This window comes from Paenibacillus sp. AR247 (genome assembly GCF_002968895.1).
GTDB lineage: Bacteria > Bacillota > Bacilli > Paenibacillales > Paenibacillaceae > Paenibacillus_AQ > Paenibacillus_AQ favisporus.
In genome coordinates, this window is record NZ_PCZT01000006.1 from 219,220 (window position 1) to 236,297 (window position 17,078).

The window sequence follows — 17,078 nt, forward strand, 5'->3', positions numbered from 1 at the left end:
TCCAGTCGCAGAAGTCGATGGCATCCGGGTGGACCATCTCCCGCGATGTTGCTCCCGGAGAGACGATCAAGCAGGGCGATCTGATTCAGATCAAGCTTCCGCTAGAGGCTGCCCCTGGCAACCTGGTCACGGACAAGGACGGAGCTGCGGGAAGGACTGCCAAGATCGAGCTGGGCAAAGGTACGCCGCTAACCGAAGCGATGCTGTATGATGGCCAGCCGACAGCGCCGGATTTAAGAAACCGGGAGATGAAGGCGGTCTCACTGCCCTCCAACCTGAGGCAAGGGGATTCCGTCGACGTACGGATCCAGTTTCCTTCCGGTCAGGACTACATCGTGCTGTCCAAGAAAAAGATAGATAAGCTTGCTTCGCCAACGATGTGGATCAAGATGAACGAGCAGGAGATTTTGTCTTTGTCGAGCGCCATGGTGGATGCCTATTTGCATGATGCCGCATTATATGCGCTCACTTACGTTGAACCGGAAATGCAGAACAGGGCGGTCCCGACCTATCCGGTAAATAAAGCCGTGATGAAACTGATTGCGAGCGACCCTAACATCGTAAACAAAGCGGAGCAGACGCTGGCTGAGGCCGTGCGCACAGCGCTGGAGAGCGAGCTTGCCCGCGCGGATGCACAATCTCCAGGGAACGGCTCGTTTTCGGCGTCGGAATATTCTTCAGGGTATGGTCAGGCTTCAGGATCTTCCACTAGCACGCAAAGCTCGTTCCAGGCGGACGGTTCAACCCCTGCCGGGGAGTCAGAGGACTCGTTTACGTTGGACCAACCGCAGCAGAACAAGCTGCTGGAACAGGCAGTGAAAGAGGGTGGGAGTTCAACGGACCAACCATAGTTAAGAGCAGCCGGAGCTGTATGTAAGCAAAGCAACACGATGCCTGAACTTTTGAAAAAATTGACTGGCCAGGGGTGATGAGGTGAAGACGTGGATCTTTGCCGGAATTTGTGACAAGAGCGAGCTTCTGCTCTATGTGTGCATGCTGCTTCGTGCGGCAGGGAAAAAGGTATTGCTGGTGGATGCGACCGAGAAGCACAAATATCCGCTGTATATCGGACAGCTGGACAAACCGCTGTCTGTAACGGAATTTTCCGGCTTTGATGTCGCTTCGGGTTTTGCGGATGAATCCGAACTGAGGGAACATCTAGCCTTAGTCGGGACATCGATAGAGCAATACGACGTGGTTGTGTTTGATATGGAGCAGGCGGAATTTTGTCCCCGTGATTCCTGGGAAAGCGCCGCTGCGTTGGTATGGGTCAGCGATTATGAGATTTGGACGCTGGAGCAGGGAAGGGATTGGTTGGAAGACCTGTTGCACGGGCATCTCGGCAGTACGCAGCAGGAGTTCTATAAAGTGTACGTCCGGGCAGTGGATGATTTTTTTGACGAAGGGTACGCGGAAGGATATTTCGGCAGCCTCCCTGTGCTATGGAAGGAAGCATCTGTCGTCATCCCGTGGGTCGAGACGGATTATTCCTTGAAGCTGCAGAACGATCATACCCGGAAGGTACGGATCAGACGCCTAAGCCGAATATTAAAAAAAATCTATGCCTGCTGATGAGACTTCTGACAGATATGGAACCGAAAACAATCCATCGCGCCTTACGGAGCGCAGAAAGGAGCAAAGTATGAGTACAGTAGCATTTTGGAGCCCGTTAGAGGGAGGAAGCGGAAGTTCGGCGCACGCAGCAGCGGCTGCGGCTTGCCTCGGTTTGGAATATCGCCTGCGCATCCTTCTCGGTCACGGTGGTACGGCGGGGGAACGTGTGGAAGGGGCGTTCCGAAGCAGCAGGCTGGTGCTCGACCATTCCCTCGTGTCGTTTCACGATCACGGTATGGACGCGCTGGAAAGGCTTGCGGTTAACCGGCGTTTATTCAGGGACAATTTCCGGGATTACACGATCCCTGTGCTGCCTGAGCGTCTCGACTTTGTCCAGGGAAATGACCGTCGGGGAGGAACTCTGCCGGGTTATCGCGCGCAATCGGTGCAGTCCATCGTAACGATCGCCAACCAATGTTATGATCTGGTGCTGCTGGATGCCGGGTCCGGGATGGGGGCAGCCGGGGATCCGGGGGACGGGGCGATGCTAGAGCAGGCGGATTTGATCGTCGTCAGCCTGACGCAGAGTGTTGAGGGATTGGAACACTTTTTCAGCGGGAGACACTATCCCGACCAGTTAAAGGATAAGCCGGTTATCCTTGTCCTTGGGCGCTACGACAAAGAATCCCACTGCACGCTTCACAACATTAAACGCAGGTTCGGGTATAAGGGCATTCTTCATGGTGTTCCTTACAATACGGATTTCATGGATGCGTGGAACATGCATGGTGTCATGAACTATATGCAGCGCAGCCGCAATCTAAACGATCGGCATCCATCGGCACACTTCTACGGCAGCATAAGGCAGCTGGCAAAAGACCTGATGAATATGCTTGAAATACCCGCTTTGAAGATGGTGGGAAGGGGAGCTTGAATGTTTTCCGGATCGCTGTTCAACATTTTGTTTATGGCAATCATTCTATTATTTGCAGCTCTTTTCATTTACTTGAGATGGCTTGATCTGCGCAAACGGCCCCCTGTAGCCGGAACAACCGGCGTTGAATTTACGATCGAAGCGATGACATCCTTCGTCAAACNGACCCTTCATGAGCTGACCCACAGTCAACTAACCGACCTGGGACTGCATGAAGAAGAATACAAACGCAGGCTGAATCAGCGCAGTGAGCTGCGCAAAGCGCTTAAGAACTGCATTTCCGGAGATGTTCATGAAAAGCAATACGTGAAGCAGTTTATGGCCGATTTGCTGGTCAAAAGTTATGGCGTGACGGAGGGCAACATAGACCAGGCGATTCCGTTTGCGGATCCGAGGCTTTTGAACGTACAGGATCAATTCGAAATCATCTTTTATTTATACAAACTGCAGTATGGCCAGGACGCGCTGTCGATGATGCTCGAATTGCACGGTCTAGCCGAACTGCGCGTGCTTCCTGGTTATGGCGATGAGCCAGTTTATGCTGTAACCGCCAGCGATGTGGAACAAATGTATGCCAATGAATCCCGAAGTCTAACGTTTTCGGAGAAGCTGGAGATTGTCGTTCAGCGTATTTACCAGCGTAAAAGCTGGAGATTGTCGTTCAGCGTATTTACCAGCAGTTTAAAGGGTTTTCGGTCATCGATGAGCTCCGGGATCAGCGGATTGACGGCGTCAGCGGCGGTGTGAGCGGTATTTTGGCTGATGAGTCATTCGCCGCCTCCTATGGACTGGACCCGCTGCGTATGCTGCAAGCTTCGGTTCAGCCGGAACGTAAAGCCAGAATGACCGAAAGTGTGTGGATATTTTACAGGGGCAAAACGATTCATATGGCCTGTCTGTCCTTCGGGACAGAGCTTGAGCTGAAGCGTGTCTGCCAGAACATTTATAAATACAATCACCCCGGCCAGCTCTCGGAAGCAAACGGCTACAAAGTAAACGAAATGAAGGACGGGTCGCGCGTCGTGGTGGTTAGGCCGCCGTTTTCGGAGTCATGGGCTTTTTTCGTCCGTAAGTTTGACATCCGTAGCGCGACGCTGGAGCAGCTGGTCACCGGGGACAACGCCCAGCTTCCGATCCAAATGCTGCGCTATCTCATGAAAGGGAGCCGAATTACGGCCATCACGGGGGCCCAGGGCTCGGGTAAAACGACGCTGCTGATGGCGATGATCGAGCATATCTACCCGACCTATACACTCCGGGTGCAGGAAATGGCGTTCGAGCTCCACCTCCGGAAGATCTACAGCCGCAGGAACATTTTATCGTTCCGGGAGACAGATCGCATTACCGGTCAGGAAGGATTGGACCTTCAGAAAAAGACGGACGGCACGGTCAATATATTGGGCGAGGTGGCCAGCGACGGGGTTTCCTCCTGGATGATCCAAATGTCCCAGGTCGCCAGCTTGTTTACCGTATTTACGCATCACGCCAAGACGTTTCGCGATTTGATCTTCTCCCTGCGGAATTCCCTGCTGAAGAGCGGCGTGTTTCACCATGAGGCCGTTGCTGAACAGCAGGTGGTTCAAGTCATCAACTTTGACATTCATTTGAAACGGGATGCTGCCGGCAAACGGTACATCGAACGGATTACCGAATGCATCCCCAAGGAGAAGGAGCCGCTGAGCATGATTGAAGGGGGCACCCACGGGAGCATCAGGAAGATGCTAGGCCACTTCATGGAAATGCAGGCGGAATATTATCGCCGCGTTCATGACCAGAGCACCTTTTCCTCCCGGAACATCATCGAGTTTCGCGACGGAGGATATGTGGCCGCAGAACCCATTTCCGAGAGGAACTTCAGGGAAATGGCCGAGCAGATGAGCGTGGAAGATGCGGTCATGTTCAAGGATTTTGCTCAGACGAACTGGGGGAATGGATATGGGAGTTAGGCGTCTGCTGTTCCTGGTCCTGATCATTTCTCTGGCGTTGTTTGCGGTAGTCTATGCCGTCATGATGTGGCTGAATAACAGGTCGCGGCGGAACCGGCTGGAGCTGCTGAGCGATCCTGCGCGTCCGAAGGATGAATTGATGCTGCGCAAACGATGGCAGCAATTTCTTCAAACCGCTTATATCGTAGGTTGTTCTGTACCGCTTCTTTCAGCCTATATCCGAAAAGTAAGGAAACGGGTAAGCGGCGTTCATGCGTATGAGGAAGTTTATCTCCGCCATGAGGTCATGAAGGTTACGCTTTCCATACTGGGGACACTGGGCATTTCAGTTGCGGTGCTGTTTCTGCTGAACCCCAGCTTAAGTTTCCTTCTGCTGGTTCTGCTTACTGCGGTGGTGATCAACAGCCTGTTGATCGACATGGTGGTTAACCGGCTGGAGCGGCGGCTGCTCGTCCAAATGCTCGATCTGTTCTCGGACATCCGCCACCGGTATCATCAGCATGGGATGGTGGATGAAGCGCTGCAGGAGGCGGCTGAATCGGCAGAGGACGAGGCAGGCCTTCATACCCGAAAAATTGCCGAGGCGCTGATCAGCAACAACCCTTCTGAAGAATTGGAGAAGTACTATGAAGCTGCACCCAACCGCTTTTTAAAAGCATTTGCCGGTATTTCCTACATGATCATGGAATTTGGAGACAAGGTGAAGGAGCAGGGCTCCATCTATTTGCAGGGACTTAGCGGGCTGACGAAGGAAATCCATCTGGAAATTTTGCGGCGAAGCAAGCTCGATTATCTGTTAAAAGGCCTCAATGTGATCGCGTTAGTTCCCCTGTTTTTTACCAAACCGATCGAGCGATGGGCCAGAAGCAGCTTTCCGGCGATGGATGAGTTTTATATGAGCAAGCTTGGGTATGCGGCCAAAATTCTCATTTATATCGTGATTATCCTGTCGTTTGTTTTGCTGCAAAAGCTTCAGCAGAATGATGAAACTACATACCGGGCTGGAAGAAACAGCCGCCCATGGGAGAAAGCAATATCGCGTGTTCCGTTATTCCGGGTAATGGCCGCATGGGCCGCCCCCCATCCGGGAAGCGCTGATTATTCCAAAGTGGTCCGCTTGATGAAGGAAACCGGAACCGAGCTGACCTATGAATGGTTTTACATCCGGCGGGTCGTCTACAGCCTCATCGTGTTTGCGGTTACGCTGACGATGACATTGTATCTTCATCAGATGTCCAGGCATCACATTATGTACGATCCGGTGGTTCAGGACAGCTTCTTCGGGCAGACGACCATCACCCAGCAAGAGGAAGGCAAGCGTCTCAGCAGCCAGGACCTAGAGGTCATGAGAAGGGTGAACATGTCGCCGGAAGCTACCTATGCGGAGATTGCCGAACAGCTGCAGCAGGCTGAAAGCAAAGGTCTCGGCAAAGACGAGCTTGTAGACTCGGCTAACCGGATCCTCGGCAAGCTTCAGGCTTATCACAACGAGTATTTTAAATGGTGGGAGCTTGTGTTGTGCCTCTTCGCCGGCATGCTTGGATACGAATGGCCTTTCTGGCTGCTTCTGTTCCAGAGAAAGCTCCGCTATATGGACATGCGACATGAAGTCTACCAGTACCAGACCGTCATTTCGATGCTGAGGGAGATGGACCGGATTTCGGTGGAGGAAATTTTGGAGTGGATGGACCGTTTTGCCGTCATATTCAAAATTCCGATTCAGAAGTGTCTCATCCATTATGACCACGGAGGGGAAATGGCTCTCCAGCAATTGAAGGAGGAGGTGCGGTTCACCGAGTTTCAAAGAATCGTGGACAAGCTGCTCCTTTCCGTAGAGAAAATACCGATCAGCCAGGCTTTCGACGATTTGGAAGGCGAGATGTCCTTTTATTTTGAGCAGCGAAAACAGGATTATGAGCGGATCATTGATACAAAAGCGGGTCTTGGCAGGCTGATCGGCTTTGCACCCATGTACTCCTTGATTTTCATCTATTTGGTCATCCCGCTGATTGCGATGAGCTTTATGCAGATGAACATCTACTACGAGCAAATTCAAAAAATATAAGGAGATGTAAACCTATGAACAACGCGTCCAGTGCATTAAAAGTAGCCGCAGGCATTTTTCTGACGATCGCGCTCATTACGATTGTCGTCATTCTGTTTATATCGGCGCAGGAAGCTACAAAAACCGCGCAAAACAATTTCTCGGACATCCAGACCGAGCTGTCTCAGGCTTCGTTTACGGTTTACGACGGAACAAGCATCAGCGGTTCCCAGGTGACGAATGCACTGCGAAAGTTCAAGGATAAGGACCAATTCGGCATTTTGGTGAAGACGGGCAAAAACAGGCAGGGTCAGTGGTACGGCAATCAGCTCAACATCAGCGCCGATATTGCGAGCGACAATTATGGTTCGGTGATCAATACAGGGCAGCGTGTAGGAAACTTGACGGAAACCGCCAACGAGTCCAGCAATGAGTATGTCAATCCAAGCGGAAAGTTTAAGGCAAGCATCGTGAAGGACAGCTCCAATGTGGTACGGGGACTTATATTTGAGCAGTAGGCAGGGAAGGTGAAGGAGTGGCTTAGGTTATGAATCAGCATGCAGAAAGCATGATTTCCGTCAGTATAGCCTTCATTTTGTTTATCAGCGCCTGCATCTTCGCTCTAGGTTTAACCGGAGAACTGAACCGTGCCGTGAACGGGGCAGGGCGCGCCGCTCAGGGACAGTTGAGAAGCGTACAGCCCGTATTGGAAGCATCGCATGAGGATTGGGTAAGCGGTTCTCAAGTTGTGTTCAGTATGATGGGGCTTAACGATCCGGGTGTCCGGATTTCGGTAGACGGTGCAAATGTTCCCGGAGGTCCATGGGGGGATGGGTTTGATTTCTCAATGATCGAGACCGGCGCGCTGTACTCCGTTGCTTATGAGTGGGACGGCTCCGGCGTCCTGACCGGCATCCATTTTGCGAAGTCGGAGAATAGGGAGAAGACCAGCCATGAGTAACGCCATCTCGAAGTTTGCGGCGGTGCTGCTGGCCGTGGTCGTCATGTATATTTATCCGGCAGCGGAAGCTTCGCAGCGGCAGGACGACCTGAACCGCATCGTCGTCTATAATGCAGTGACGCAGTTCGTGGATGCCGTAAGGAACAAGGGCTATATCAGTCCGGTGATGTATAAGCAATTTCTGGAAGAAATTCAGGCGACGGGCAACGAGTTCGACGTGCAGATGGAGCATCTTCACAAGAAATATCAACCGGAATATACTGACGCGGCTAACCCGGGTACGTTTCAAAACAAGTTCAGCACCGTTTATGACGGATATTATACCTCTGACATTATGGATCATATGTTTCCCGACACTACGGTTCCCAAAGACGATGAATCGAGAGTCTACAAGCTCACGGCCGGAGACTTTTTTAAAGTTACGGTCAAAAATGTGAACCGGACGGCGGGAACGGTGATGTTCGATTTCGTTACAGGGGCATTGACCGGTGAGGCCGCAGTGATCGCTTTTCCGTATGGAGGCATGGTACTTAATGAAGATTACTGATTTTTGCCTCGTATCCATCGTCATATTCTTTCCGGTCTTTTTGATCGTGGGTTACCATGTTCAGGATCAGCGGAATGTTCGTTTTACCGAGCTGAAGTACGTTACAGCCTTGAGAACAGCCGTTCAGGACGCGGGGAGCATGCTGAACGTCAATGAGCGGCAGGAGTTTGAGTCAGGCTACGGCTCGGCGAAATTTTTTAAAGCGGATAAGGAGCTGGCCCTTGATACGTTTTACTATACACTGTATGCCAATTTGGGGATCGAAGAAGACGCGGCTGCCCAGCAGGTGCTGGACCGTTACATTCCGGCCGTAGTTGTGATCGATTACGACGGATACTGGGTGTACGCGGAGGAGGAATATAAGGGAGCTGACGGCATGGCATATGCCAAGCATCTATGGCTTCCGAAAAAGCCGTATAGTTACAGCGACCGGGCAGGCAATATGGTCCATTTTACGCTCGATAATGTCGTAGAAGCTTATCAAGCCGGCTCGGGCACTTGGATCAGGGGACTTCAAAGGGAGCTCGGACCGACTTCGTCCATTCCTTTGCTGCAAGATAGGGTCCGGTATGAGCAGGTAAGAAGAACGACCATCGTTCAGGCGATCGAGGACGACCTGGCCAATGTCATTAACAGGCATAATGAAAAGGCAGTCCGAAACGGCGCATCCTACGTGTTTACGCTTCCGCTCATTTCACAGGAGGAGTGGAATAACTCGATTGACGATATCGGCATCTTGGCGTTTATCCAAGGCATCCCTATCGGCGAGCAAGCATTGAACAATTTCGCGTTGGGCAGCGGGAGATTGGTCAAGTCGACCGTTATCAAGGCGGGGGTGGATCACCGAACAGGTATCCGTTATTATTCCAGAGGTGATTGTGCCGATGATTTGGACGCTGCGGAGACCTTTACGAGCGCCAAAGAAGCGGCTGCAAACGGCTATTTTGAGAAACCGTGCACACGGGCTTTCGATCCGTAATGGTTTCTTCAATTAAGAAACAATGATTTCGTGGATTTCTGTTTTACGGCTGGCTCCTTCTTATGATAAAATGATGTCTTGAATGTCATTTCAATGACTTGATGCTAAAATTGAATTTTTATCATAGATAGGAGCGCAAAAAGCAGCTATGAGCTTATTGACAGTCGAAAACGTCTCCCACAATTTCGGGGATCGCACGTTGTTTAAAAACGTATCCTTCCGTCTCCTGGCCGGCGAACATGTAGGACTCGTCGGTGCCAACGGTGTCGGAAAGTCAACCTTGATGAATATTTTGACGGGACAGCTGCTGAAGGACAACGGCAAGGTGGAATGGACGCCGAAGGTCCGCTACGGCTATCTGGACCAGCATACGAAGCTGACGCCGGGCAAGACGATCCGTGATGTGCTTAAGGATGCCTTCCTGCCGCTGCTGGAGCTGGAAAAAGAGATGATGGAGATCACCGAGAAAATGGCCGATGCGTCTCCCGAAGAGCTGGAGCTGCTGCTTGAGCAGATGGGCGATATTCAGGAACAGCTGGATATCGGCGATTTCTACATGCTCGACGTCAAAGTGGAAGAGATGGCAAACGGTCTTGGCCTTAATGCGATTGGGCTGGACCGGGACGTGGCCGCCCTCAGCGGTGGTCAGCGCACCAAGGTGCTGCTGGCCAAGCTGCTGCTCGAGAAACCGACCGTTCTTCTTCTCGACGAGCCAACCAACTATTTGGACGTGGAGCATATCGAGTGGCTGACCCAGTATCTGAAAGATTATCCGCATGCCTTTATCTTGATCTCCCACGATACGGAGTTCATGAACCAGGTCGTCGATGTGATTTACCATCTGGAATTCGCTAAACTGACCCGGTATTCGGCCAATTACGAGAAGTTTCTGGAGATGGCGGATATTTCAAAGAATCAGCACATCGACGCCTATGAGAAGCAGCAGGAATTTATCAAGAAGCAGGAAGACTTTATCCAGCGGAATAAGGCGCGTTATTCGACCTCCGGCCGGGCGAAGAGCCGGGAGAAGCAGCTGGAGCGCATCGAGCGGATCGATCGTCCGGAAGAAGCGGCCAAGCCGGTGTTTAACTTTAAAGAGGCACGGGCCAGCGGCAAGACGGTGTTTGAAGGGATCGATTTCGAGATCGGTTATACCCACGCCCTGCTTCCCAAAATGAGCATGACGATTGAGCGCGGAGAAAAAATCGCTATCGTCGGCTGCAACGGCGTCGGCAAATCGACGCTCCTGAAGACGATCATGGGTAAAATCCCGCCGATCAGCGGCAAAACGTACCTTGGCGATTTTCTGTATCCGGCCTACTTTGAGCAGGAGGTCCGCCCCGGCAACATCACGCCGATTGACGACGTATGGAATGAGTTCTCGTCTTTGAACCAGCACGAAGTCCGTGCTCACTTGGCCCGCTGCGGCCTGAAGAACGAGCACATTACGCGTCCGCTCAATATGCTCAGCGGCGGCGAGCAGGCAAAGGTCCGATTGTGCAAGCTGATGATGCGTGAAGCGAACTGGATCCTTTTTGACGAGCCGACAAACCATCTTGACGTCGTAGCCAAAGCCGAGCTGAAGCGCGCCCTTCAGGAATTTAAGGGGACGGTGCTGCTCGTTTCCCACGAACCGGATTTTTATGAGGATTGGGTCACCAAAATTTGGAACGTAGAAGAGTGGTCCGCACAGCGGGCTTAACTGCCTTGTAAATATCGAGCACTCGCAGCAAACAATAACCAAAAGCATATCATAGCCGCTTTCCTTCGGGATTGCGGCTTTTTATGAAAGGAATGATGAGCGATGCAACATACAGGAAACCGTTACTCCCGGCAGGAGCGGTTTGCCCCTTTGGGCAGGGAAGGCCAGCAGAGGCTGGCGGGCAGCCACGTTCTCATTATTGGCGCGGGGGCGCTCGGCACTTCGATCGCCGAGACGCTGGCCCGTTCCGGGGTGGGCCATCTCACGATCGCCGACAGGGATTACGTGGAATGGAGCAATCTTCAGCGGCAGCAGCTGTTTTCCGAGGAAGACGCCCAGCGGCGGCTGCCGAAGGCGGTAGCGGCCAAGCAGCGCCTGGAGGCGATCAATTCGGAGATTGTCATCGACAGCCATATTATGGACGTACGCGTCGATGAACTGGAGGAGCTGGTCCGCGGAGTGGATCTGATCATGGACGGTACCGATAATTTCGATACCCGTCTACTGATCAACGATCTCGCCCACAAGCATGACCTTCCCTGGATATATGGGGGCTGTGTCGGCAGCTATGGCATCACCTACACCATTCTCCCCGGCAAGACGCCCTGTCTGAACTGCTTGCTGGGCACTGTCCCGCTCGGTGGAGACACCTGCGACACAGCGGGCATCATTCCACAGGCTGTACAGATGGTGACGGCCCACCAGACTACGGAGGCTATGAAGCTATTAAGCGGGCATCCCGAGGCGCTATCGAACAAACTGGTGTCCTTTGACCTTTGGCGCAACGAGTGGATCACGATCGGCGTAGACCATGCGAAAATGGAGGATTGCCCGACCTGTGGACATCAGCGGACGTACCCCTACCTGTCAGCCTCAAATCTGGAGAAAACCGACGTGCTCTGCGGGCGCGACACCGTTCAGATCCGTCCAGGAAGCAAGCGGTCCCTTGATTTGGCGGAAACAGCCGACAGGCTGGCCAAGCTTGGAGAGGGTATCGTCGACGCCAACCCTTTTCTGGTATCATTTCAATTGGAATCGAAGCGGATGGTCATCTTTGCCGACGGGAGGGTGCTGGTGCACGGCACCAAGGATATTCCCGAGGCCAGGTCGCTGTATCATCGGTATTTTGGGTAAAAGGCATCATTTTCAAATTCAGACCATTCCGTATTCCGGAATGGTTTTTTATTTTGTGGCCACCCTAAAAGGAAACAATCGGCGTGCTCGCCGGAGCAAGCGGTACTGACCGCACGTTCATCAATACTAAAAAAGTCGGTGGGCTGACATGCACGAAAGCATCCTGGCTATGGGACTGGCGAGGGACAGTGAGGTCGTTGATGCTCTTCTGGAAGAGCGGTTCGAAATATATATTGCCGGGGACGAAGAAGAAGCTGCTCAATACGCGCGCAGCCATCCGGTCGACCTGCTGCTCATGGATTTGACCGGTTCCGCTGTGCCTTTAACCCGGCTCATTCGCACCGTCCAGCGTGAGCAGAAGGGCCGGCGGTTCCCTGTCGTCGTTTTGACGCCGTCCGATATGGACCTTCCTGTGTCCAGGCTTTTCCGTGCAGGCGCCAACGACGTGCTGAAAAAGCCTGCCGACACCGACGAACTTCTGGCCCGGATCCGCAATTTGCTGTCGTTGTTCGGGCTGATCGAAGAGCAGTACGGACAGACGGTCACGATTGCCGACCTGGATATAGAACCCAAGAGCCGGACGGTAACGCGCGGTGGAATCCCTATTGAACTGACCGCAAAAGAATATGACCTGCTGCTGTACCTGGCCAGGCACGTGAACCAAGTGTGCAGCCGTGAAGACATCTTGAAGTATGTATGGGAATTCGAATTTCATATGGTGACCAATGTCGTGGATGTATATATCCGGCATTTGAGGAAAAAGGTTGACCGCGGATTTAAGCAAAAACTGATTCACACCGTGCGCGGAGTGGGTTATATAATAAAAGAAGGCCAATAGTCCTACAGGACTACCAGCCTTCCACGTTGATGTCTATTATAACCTACAGTACGCGGCGTGCTTTCAGATAAGTTCTCTTCCAGTTGCCGGAGTTCAGATCGGAGATCGTTACGCCGGGAGAACCGTACGTGTGCAGAATTTTACCGTTGCCGGCATACACCGCCACGTGAGTTACGTTATGTCCGTTGGCTCTGCTGCCGCTGGAGAAGAACACAAGATCTCCGGGCTTCAGGTTTGCTTTCGATACGGCTTTTCCGACTTTGGATTGCGCCACAGAAGTACGCGGCAAGTTTACACCGTACTTTTTAAAGATATGCTTCATAAAAGAAGAGCAGTCAAAATTTCTTGTTGTGCTGGTCGAAGCGCCGAACTTGTATGGAGTACCCATATATTGTTTTCCGTAATTTACGACTTTTTGTCCAGTCGTTGTCGATGTCGTTGCAACTTGAGTATTAGCTGCAGAGGCTTCCGTTACCTGTGCGCTCGTTGCGATCATTCCACCAAAACCTATAGATGCACATAACCCTACGGTTACTACTTTTTGGATCAGTTGTTTGTTCATGTTGTATTACCTCCAAATTTCGTTTTCTCTCAAGCTCGTCTCCGAGTATAACAGCTTTGAAACAACCTAAATTCTGGATGATGTGTAACAAAACGTTGTGGCTGTAAGAGAAATGGGCTTTTATTAAAAAACGATTAAAAGTTACAAAAAATTAAGAAATACATCTACCCATCCTTGAAGCAAATAAAAAAACCCTTGATAAATCAAGGGTTTTCATCGTTTTTTGCAACATTTCATTTCGGTTACAAAATTGTTGTCAAACAAAAGCTGCTGCTATTTTAATCATTGCTTTGGATGACCAGCAGGAGTCCGCCTTCCACGGTCGATTGTGCCTTGGGAATCGGTTAATTGATTGCTGATGCCGAGGGATTCTCCCATTTTAAGCGTGGCGTTGTCGGATATTGGCTAACGTGTGGTCGAGCCTCGATCCTGTTACCCCCATCAGCAGAATGATATCCGGCTGTTCTTTGATGGCAAGGTCCAGCGCAAGCTCCGTATCGGTCAAATCCTTGTCGATGGGATCGCAATCAATGAGCTGCTTGCTGCCGCTTCTAACCTTTTGCAAATCGGCCGGAGATATGGAGTCAAAATCGCCTACAGCCAGATCAGGCTTATAATTGTTTTCTATTAAAAATAACGCTCCCCGGTCGGCACCGATCAAAAAGTCGGAAGGCCTGATTTCCTTCAAGTACTGCTTGTGCAGATCGCCTCCGGAAAAGATCAATACCCGTTTCTGTTCCATCCTGTTTACCTCCGATTGTCGCATTGACGGCTCTTGGCAAGCCCTTTAATTCGCTGTTTATCGAAAGGGCTTGGAAGTTATTCTAGTATAAATCAGAATAGATGGTTGCACAATTCGGCCGACAGCGGCTACAATGGATGACAGCATATGTTAGGGAGAGGTCAGAAAGAAAGTGGACATGCACGTTTTTGAACTATTCAGCATGATCGGAACCATCGCTTTCGCCATGTCCGGTGCGCTCGTAGCCATGGAGGAAGAGTACGACATTTTGGGAATCTTGGTTCTCGGCCTGGTGACTGCTTTCGGCGGCGGGGTCATCCGCAATGTACTGATCGGTGTGCCGGTGACGACGCTTTGGAGCCAGGGACTGCTGATCAAATTGGCGGTCGTGGCGGTGATCGTCGCTTTCCTGCTGCCTGTAAACTGGATCAGGCATTGGAAGAGGGCGGAGGCGCTGCTGGATGCGGTGGGATTGTCAGCCTTCGCGATTCAAGGCGCATTGTATGCAGCCAACATGCATCATCCGCTCAGCGCGGTTGTTGTTGCCGCCGTGTTGACGGGCATTGGGGGAGGAATTATCCGGGACCTGCTCGCCGGAAGGAAGCCGCTTGTGCTTCGAGATGAAATATATGCCGTGTGGGCGATGCTGGCCGGGGTAGCCATCGGACTGCATTGGATCCAGACTACACTGGAAGTGATCGTTTTGTTTGCGGCGGTGGTGGTGTTCCGGATGCTGTCTGTTTTTTATAAATGGAAGCTCCCGCGGCGTTCGCTGCAGCCATCTGCCCTACAGCCCGTCATCCGAGACGAACGGCACAAGGAATCAGCATAAAGCTAGGAGGACGAGACTTACATGATTTCCGTTTTATTTGTTTGTTTGGGCAACATTTGCCGCTCACCGATGGCTGAGGCGATCTTGAGACATAAAGTGGGCGAGGCAGGGCTGGAAGGAAAGATCAGCGTGGATTCCGCAGGCACGGGAGACTGGCACCTCGGCAAGATTCCGCATGAAGGAACCCGGCGGATGCTGGATCAGTACAAGATCAGTTATGCGGGAATGAAGGCGAGGCAGGTCGCGAGCAGCGATTTCGAAACCTTCGACTATATCGTCTGCATGGATGACAGCAACGCGGCGAACCTGCGCAAGCTTCCGGGGGGAGAACAGGCGACCGTCCTGAAGTTCATGGACCTGCTGCCGGATCATGAGCTTCGCGAAGTGCCGGACCCTTATTATACGGGGAATTTCGAGCAGGTTTACGAATTGATGGACGCGGGCTGCCAGGTACTTTTGGACAAAATATGCCAACAAAAGCTATAATAGAAAAGACACGCCCGAACGAGGCAATGATCAAAAAGGAAAGCGGCAGGCGCACTGCCGTTTTTTCAGGCTGGAATTGAAAGCGTAACCACTTGCGGGGATAAAAAAAGGTGAACGTCGGCTGAGCTGTGGCTGCTGCATTAGCATTCATACCGGAACATGTTCACCTTTGTGCTGTTCAATAGAGGGTAATGGGTCAGGCGCGAAGAAAATAGAGCAGTGCATCCGGCAGTTCTTTTTGCCAGAAGCCCCAAATATGCTTGCCGTCTTTCTCGGTATACCGAACGGTTGCACCGCGGTCCAACAGCAGTTCTTTCATGCTTCGGTTAATCTCGACGAAGTTGTAGACCCCAAGGTCGCTCTCAAAATGGGTTTCCTGCAGGCCGACGATCATGTAGACATCGAGCCAGGACAAGTCATCGTTTTCGGCTACGATTTCCTGGGTGTCCGTATAGTAAGCGCCGGACAAGCTGATAATCCGGTGAAACATCTCCGGATAGTTCATAGCCAGGTGGAGCGAAACGCATCCTCCCAGCGAGTCGCCGGCCAGCACGCGCTGCCCGGGGTCTTGCCGCACGGGATATTTTTGCTCGATGAAGGGAATAATTTCTTCGGCAAAGCACCGGGTGTAGGCCTCGAACCGGCTGCCGAACGGCGCGTATTCTTCGGTTCGCACGGAGGTGTCGACCTCGACGCCTACGACGATGAAGGGTTCGGCGAGATCGTCCAGAATCAGCTGATTGGCGATGGTCGCGATCCGGCCGAATTAAAAAATTCCTCGCCATCCTGGCAGTAGACGACCGGATAGCTGACGACCTCGTGGTAGCCGGGCGGCAGATATACGCGCAGGTTACGGCTTTCATTTAAAAAGCGGCTCTCCAGTTGTTCCTTGTGAATGGTTCGTTTCAAGTATTTTGAATCCGTCATTCATGATCACCTTTCGTGCGGTTAATTTTTGCAATCGGGAAAACAATAAGTTACTATAACCCATGTTTGCCGATTTTGTACCTGTTTCAGTCAAAGCACTCTGTCTGTTATACAAAATACATTCGCCTGTTATACATACAAAGCGCAAATATTTTGAAATTTAATCCGCAATAGCTTTGACGAAACGAATAAAACAGGTGTATAATAATTCTATAACAGCGGAACTTGATATTCAAATTTTTTTGTTGAGGTGAAGAGAATGAGCAAGGTTCCTTATGAAGTATACACCGAGGAAGTCGAAGCGCTTTCCGTGCTTTCTCCGGACGGTGAAATTGTTAATGAAGCGAAAATGCCTAAACTTACTGATGATCAGTTAAAAGAAATTATGTACCGTATGGTATTTACACGTACTTGGGATGACCGTGCTGTTAACCTTGGACGTCAGGGCCGTCTCGGCTTCTACGCACCGGTTTCCGGTCAGGAAGCGACGATGGTCGGCAGTGAATTCGCGCTGGAGAAAGATGACTTTATCTGCCCGGGCTACCGCGACATGCCGCAGATCGTATGGCACGGACTTCCGCTATACCAAGCATTCCTGTACTCCCGCGGACATCAAGAAGGCGGCCGCATTCCTGAGGGCGTTAACGTCTTGATGCCACAAATTATTATCGGTGCGCAAATTTTGCACGCGATGGGTATTGCCATGGGCTACAAGCTGAAGAAGCAGAAGCAAGTGGTCATTACGTACACAGGTGACGGCGGATCTTCCGAGGGCGACTTCTACGAAGGCCTGAACTATGCCGGACGCTTCAAACTTCCTGTCATTTTCTTCGTACAAAACAACGGCTACGCCATTACGACTCCTTTCGCAAAACAAACGGCATCCTTGT

The 17,078-nt window shown here is 51.6% G+C and carries 16 protein-coding genes and 2 pseudogenes; 15 read left to right on the top strand and 3 right to left on the bottom strand.

The window, feature by feature from the left end:
• The 12 genes and pseudogenes from CPT76_RS05955 to CPT76_RS06010 all read left to right on the top strand — a co-directional run.
• Positions 1–851, top strand: an 851-nt coding sequence (locus CPT76_RS05955) for an SAF domain-containing protein (protein WP_181152705.1), incomplete at its 5' end; no start/stop codon positions are given.
• An 82-nt stretch (positions 852–933) separates the two neighbouring features.
• Positions 934–1,572 (top strand): hypothetical protein, encoded by a 639-nt coding sequence (locus CPT76_RS05960; protein WP_105442240.1) that lies wholly within the window; start codon positions 934–936, stop codon positions 1,570–1,572.
• Between the two features lie 70 nt (positions 1,573–1,642).
• The gene (locus CPT76_RS05965) at positions 1,643–2,488 is read left to right on the top strand and encodes a P-loop NTPase family protein (RefSeq protein ID WP_146116155.1); all 846 of its coding nucleotides are present in this window, start codon (positions 1,643–1,645) and stop codon (positions 2,486–2,488) included.
• Positions 2,489–4,434, top strand: a pseudogene (locus CPT76_RS05970) (pilus assembly protein CpaF).
• Positions 4,424–6,499 (top strand): hypothetical protein, encoded by a 2,076-nt coding sequence (locus tag CPT76_RS05975; RefSeq protein ID WP_105442242.1) that lies wholly within the window; start codon positions 4,424–4,426, stop codon positions 6,497–6,499. The pseudogene CPT76_RS05970 and the gene CPT76_RS05975 overlap by 11 nt, the downstream one beginning before the upstream one ends.
• 14 nt (positions 6,500–6,513) lie before the next feature.
• Positions 6,514–6,996, top strand: coding sequence for an ABC transporter permease (locus tag CPT76_RS05980; protein WP_076171305.1), 483 nt, complete (start codon positions 6,514–6,516; stop codon positions 6,994–6,996).
• Between the two features lie 29 nt (positions 6,997–7,025).
• Positions 7,026–7,439: a hypothetical protein gene (locus tag CPT76_RS05985; RefSeq protein WP_105442243.1), complete on the top strand. Its 414-nt coding sequence runs from the start codon at positions 7,026–7,028 to the stop codon at positions 7,437–7,439.
• Complete coding sequence (locus CPT76_RS05990) at positions 7,432–7,986, top strand: hypothetical protein (protein ID WP_105442244.1); 555 nt, start codon at positions 7,432–7,434, stop codon at positions 7,984–7,986. The genes CPT76_RS05985 and CPT76_RS05990 overlap by 8 nt, the downstream gene beginning before the upstream one ends.
• Positions 7,973–8,965: a hypothetical protein gene (locus CPT76_RS05995; RefSeq protein ID WP_105442245.1), complete on the top strand. Its 993-nt coding sequence runs from the start codon at positions 7,973–7,975 to the stop codon at positions 8,963–8,965. Before CPT76_RS05990 ends, CPT76_RS05995 begins: the two co-directional genes overlap by 14 nt.
• A 148-nt stretch (positions 8,966–9,113) precedes the next feature.
• Entirely contained in the window at positions 9,114–10,667 is a 1,554-nt protein-coding gene (locus tag CPT76_RS06000) for an ABC-F family ATP-binding cassette domain-containing protein (protein ID WP_105442246.1), read from the top strand.
• A gap of 102 nt (positions 10,668–10,769) precedes the next feature.
• On the top strand, positions 10,770–11,801 hold the full coding sequence (locus CPT76_RS06005) for a thiazole biosynthesis adenylyltransferase ThiF (RefSeq protein WP_105442247.1): 1,032 nt from the start codon (positions 10,770–10,772) through the stop codon (positions 11,799–11,801).
• A gap of 148 nt (positions 11,802–11,949) precedes the next feature.
• On the top strand, positions 11,950–12,639 hold the full coding sequence (locus tag CPT76_RS06010) for a response regulator transcription factor (protein ID WP_105442248.1): 690 nt from the start codon (positions 11,950–11,952) through the stop codon (positions 12,637–12,639).
• Between the two features lie 43 nt (positions 12,640–12,682).
• Here the strand turns inward: CPT76_RS06010 and CPT76_RS06015 are convergent, their stop codons facing one another.
• Positions 12,683–13,201 carry a C40 family peptidase gene (locus CPT76_RS06015; protein ID WP_105442249.1) on the bottom strand — a complete coding sequence of 173 codons (519 nt, stop codon included), beginning with the start codon at positions 13,199–13,201 and terminating at the stop codon, positions 12,683–12,685.
• 379 nt (positions 13,202–13,580) lie between these two features.
• Positions 13,581–13,943: a thiamine diphosphokinase gene (locus CPT76_RS06020; RefSeq protein WP_483870037.1), complete on the bottom strand. Its 363-nt coding sequence runs from the start codon at positions 13,941–13,943 to the stop codon at positions 13,581–13,583.
• 178 nt (positions 13,944–14,121) lie between these two features.
• On the opposite strand from CPT76_RS06020, the gene CPT76_RS06025 reads away from it, so the two are divergent.
• A complete protein-coding gene (locus CPT76_RS06025; RefSeq protein WP_105442395.1) occupies positions 14,122–14,775 on the top strand; it encodes a trimeric intracellular cation channel family protein in 654 nt (217 codons plus the stop codon).
• 21 nt (positions 14,776–14,796) lie between these two features.
• Positions 14,797–15,261: a low molecular weight protein-tyrosine-phosphatase gene (locus CPT76_RS06030; RefSeq protein ID WP_105442250.1), complete on the top strand. Its 465-nt coding sequence runs from the start codon at positions 14,797–14,799 to the stop codon at positions 15,259–15,261.
• Positions 15,262–15,457: 196 nt separating this feature from the next.
• On the opposite strand, the pseudogene CPT76_RS06035 reads toward CPT76_RS06030, so the two are convergent.
• Positions 15,458–16,188 (bottom strand): annotated as a pseudogene (locus CPT76_RS06035) (alpha/beta hydrolase).
• Positions 16,189–16,447: 259 nt separating this feature from the next.
• On the opposite strand from CPT76_RS06035, the gene CPT76_RS06040 reads away from it, so the two are divergent.
• The coding region (locus tag CPT76_RS06040; protein WP_258168128.1) for a thiamine pyrophosphate-dependent enzyme at positions 16,448–17,078 on the top strand (631 nt) is incomplete at its 3' end.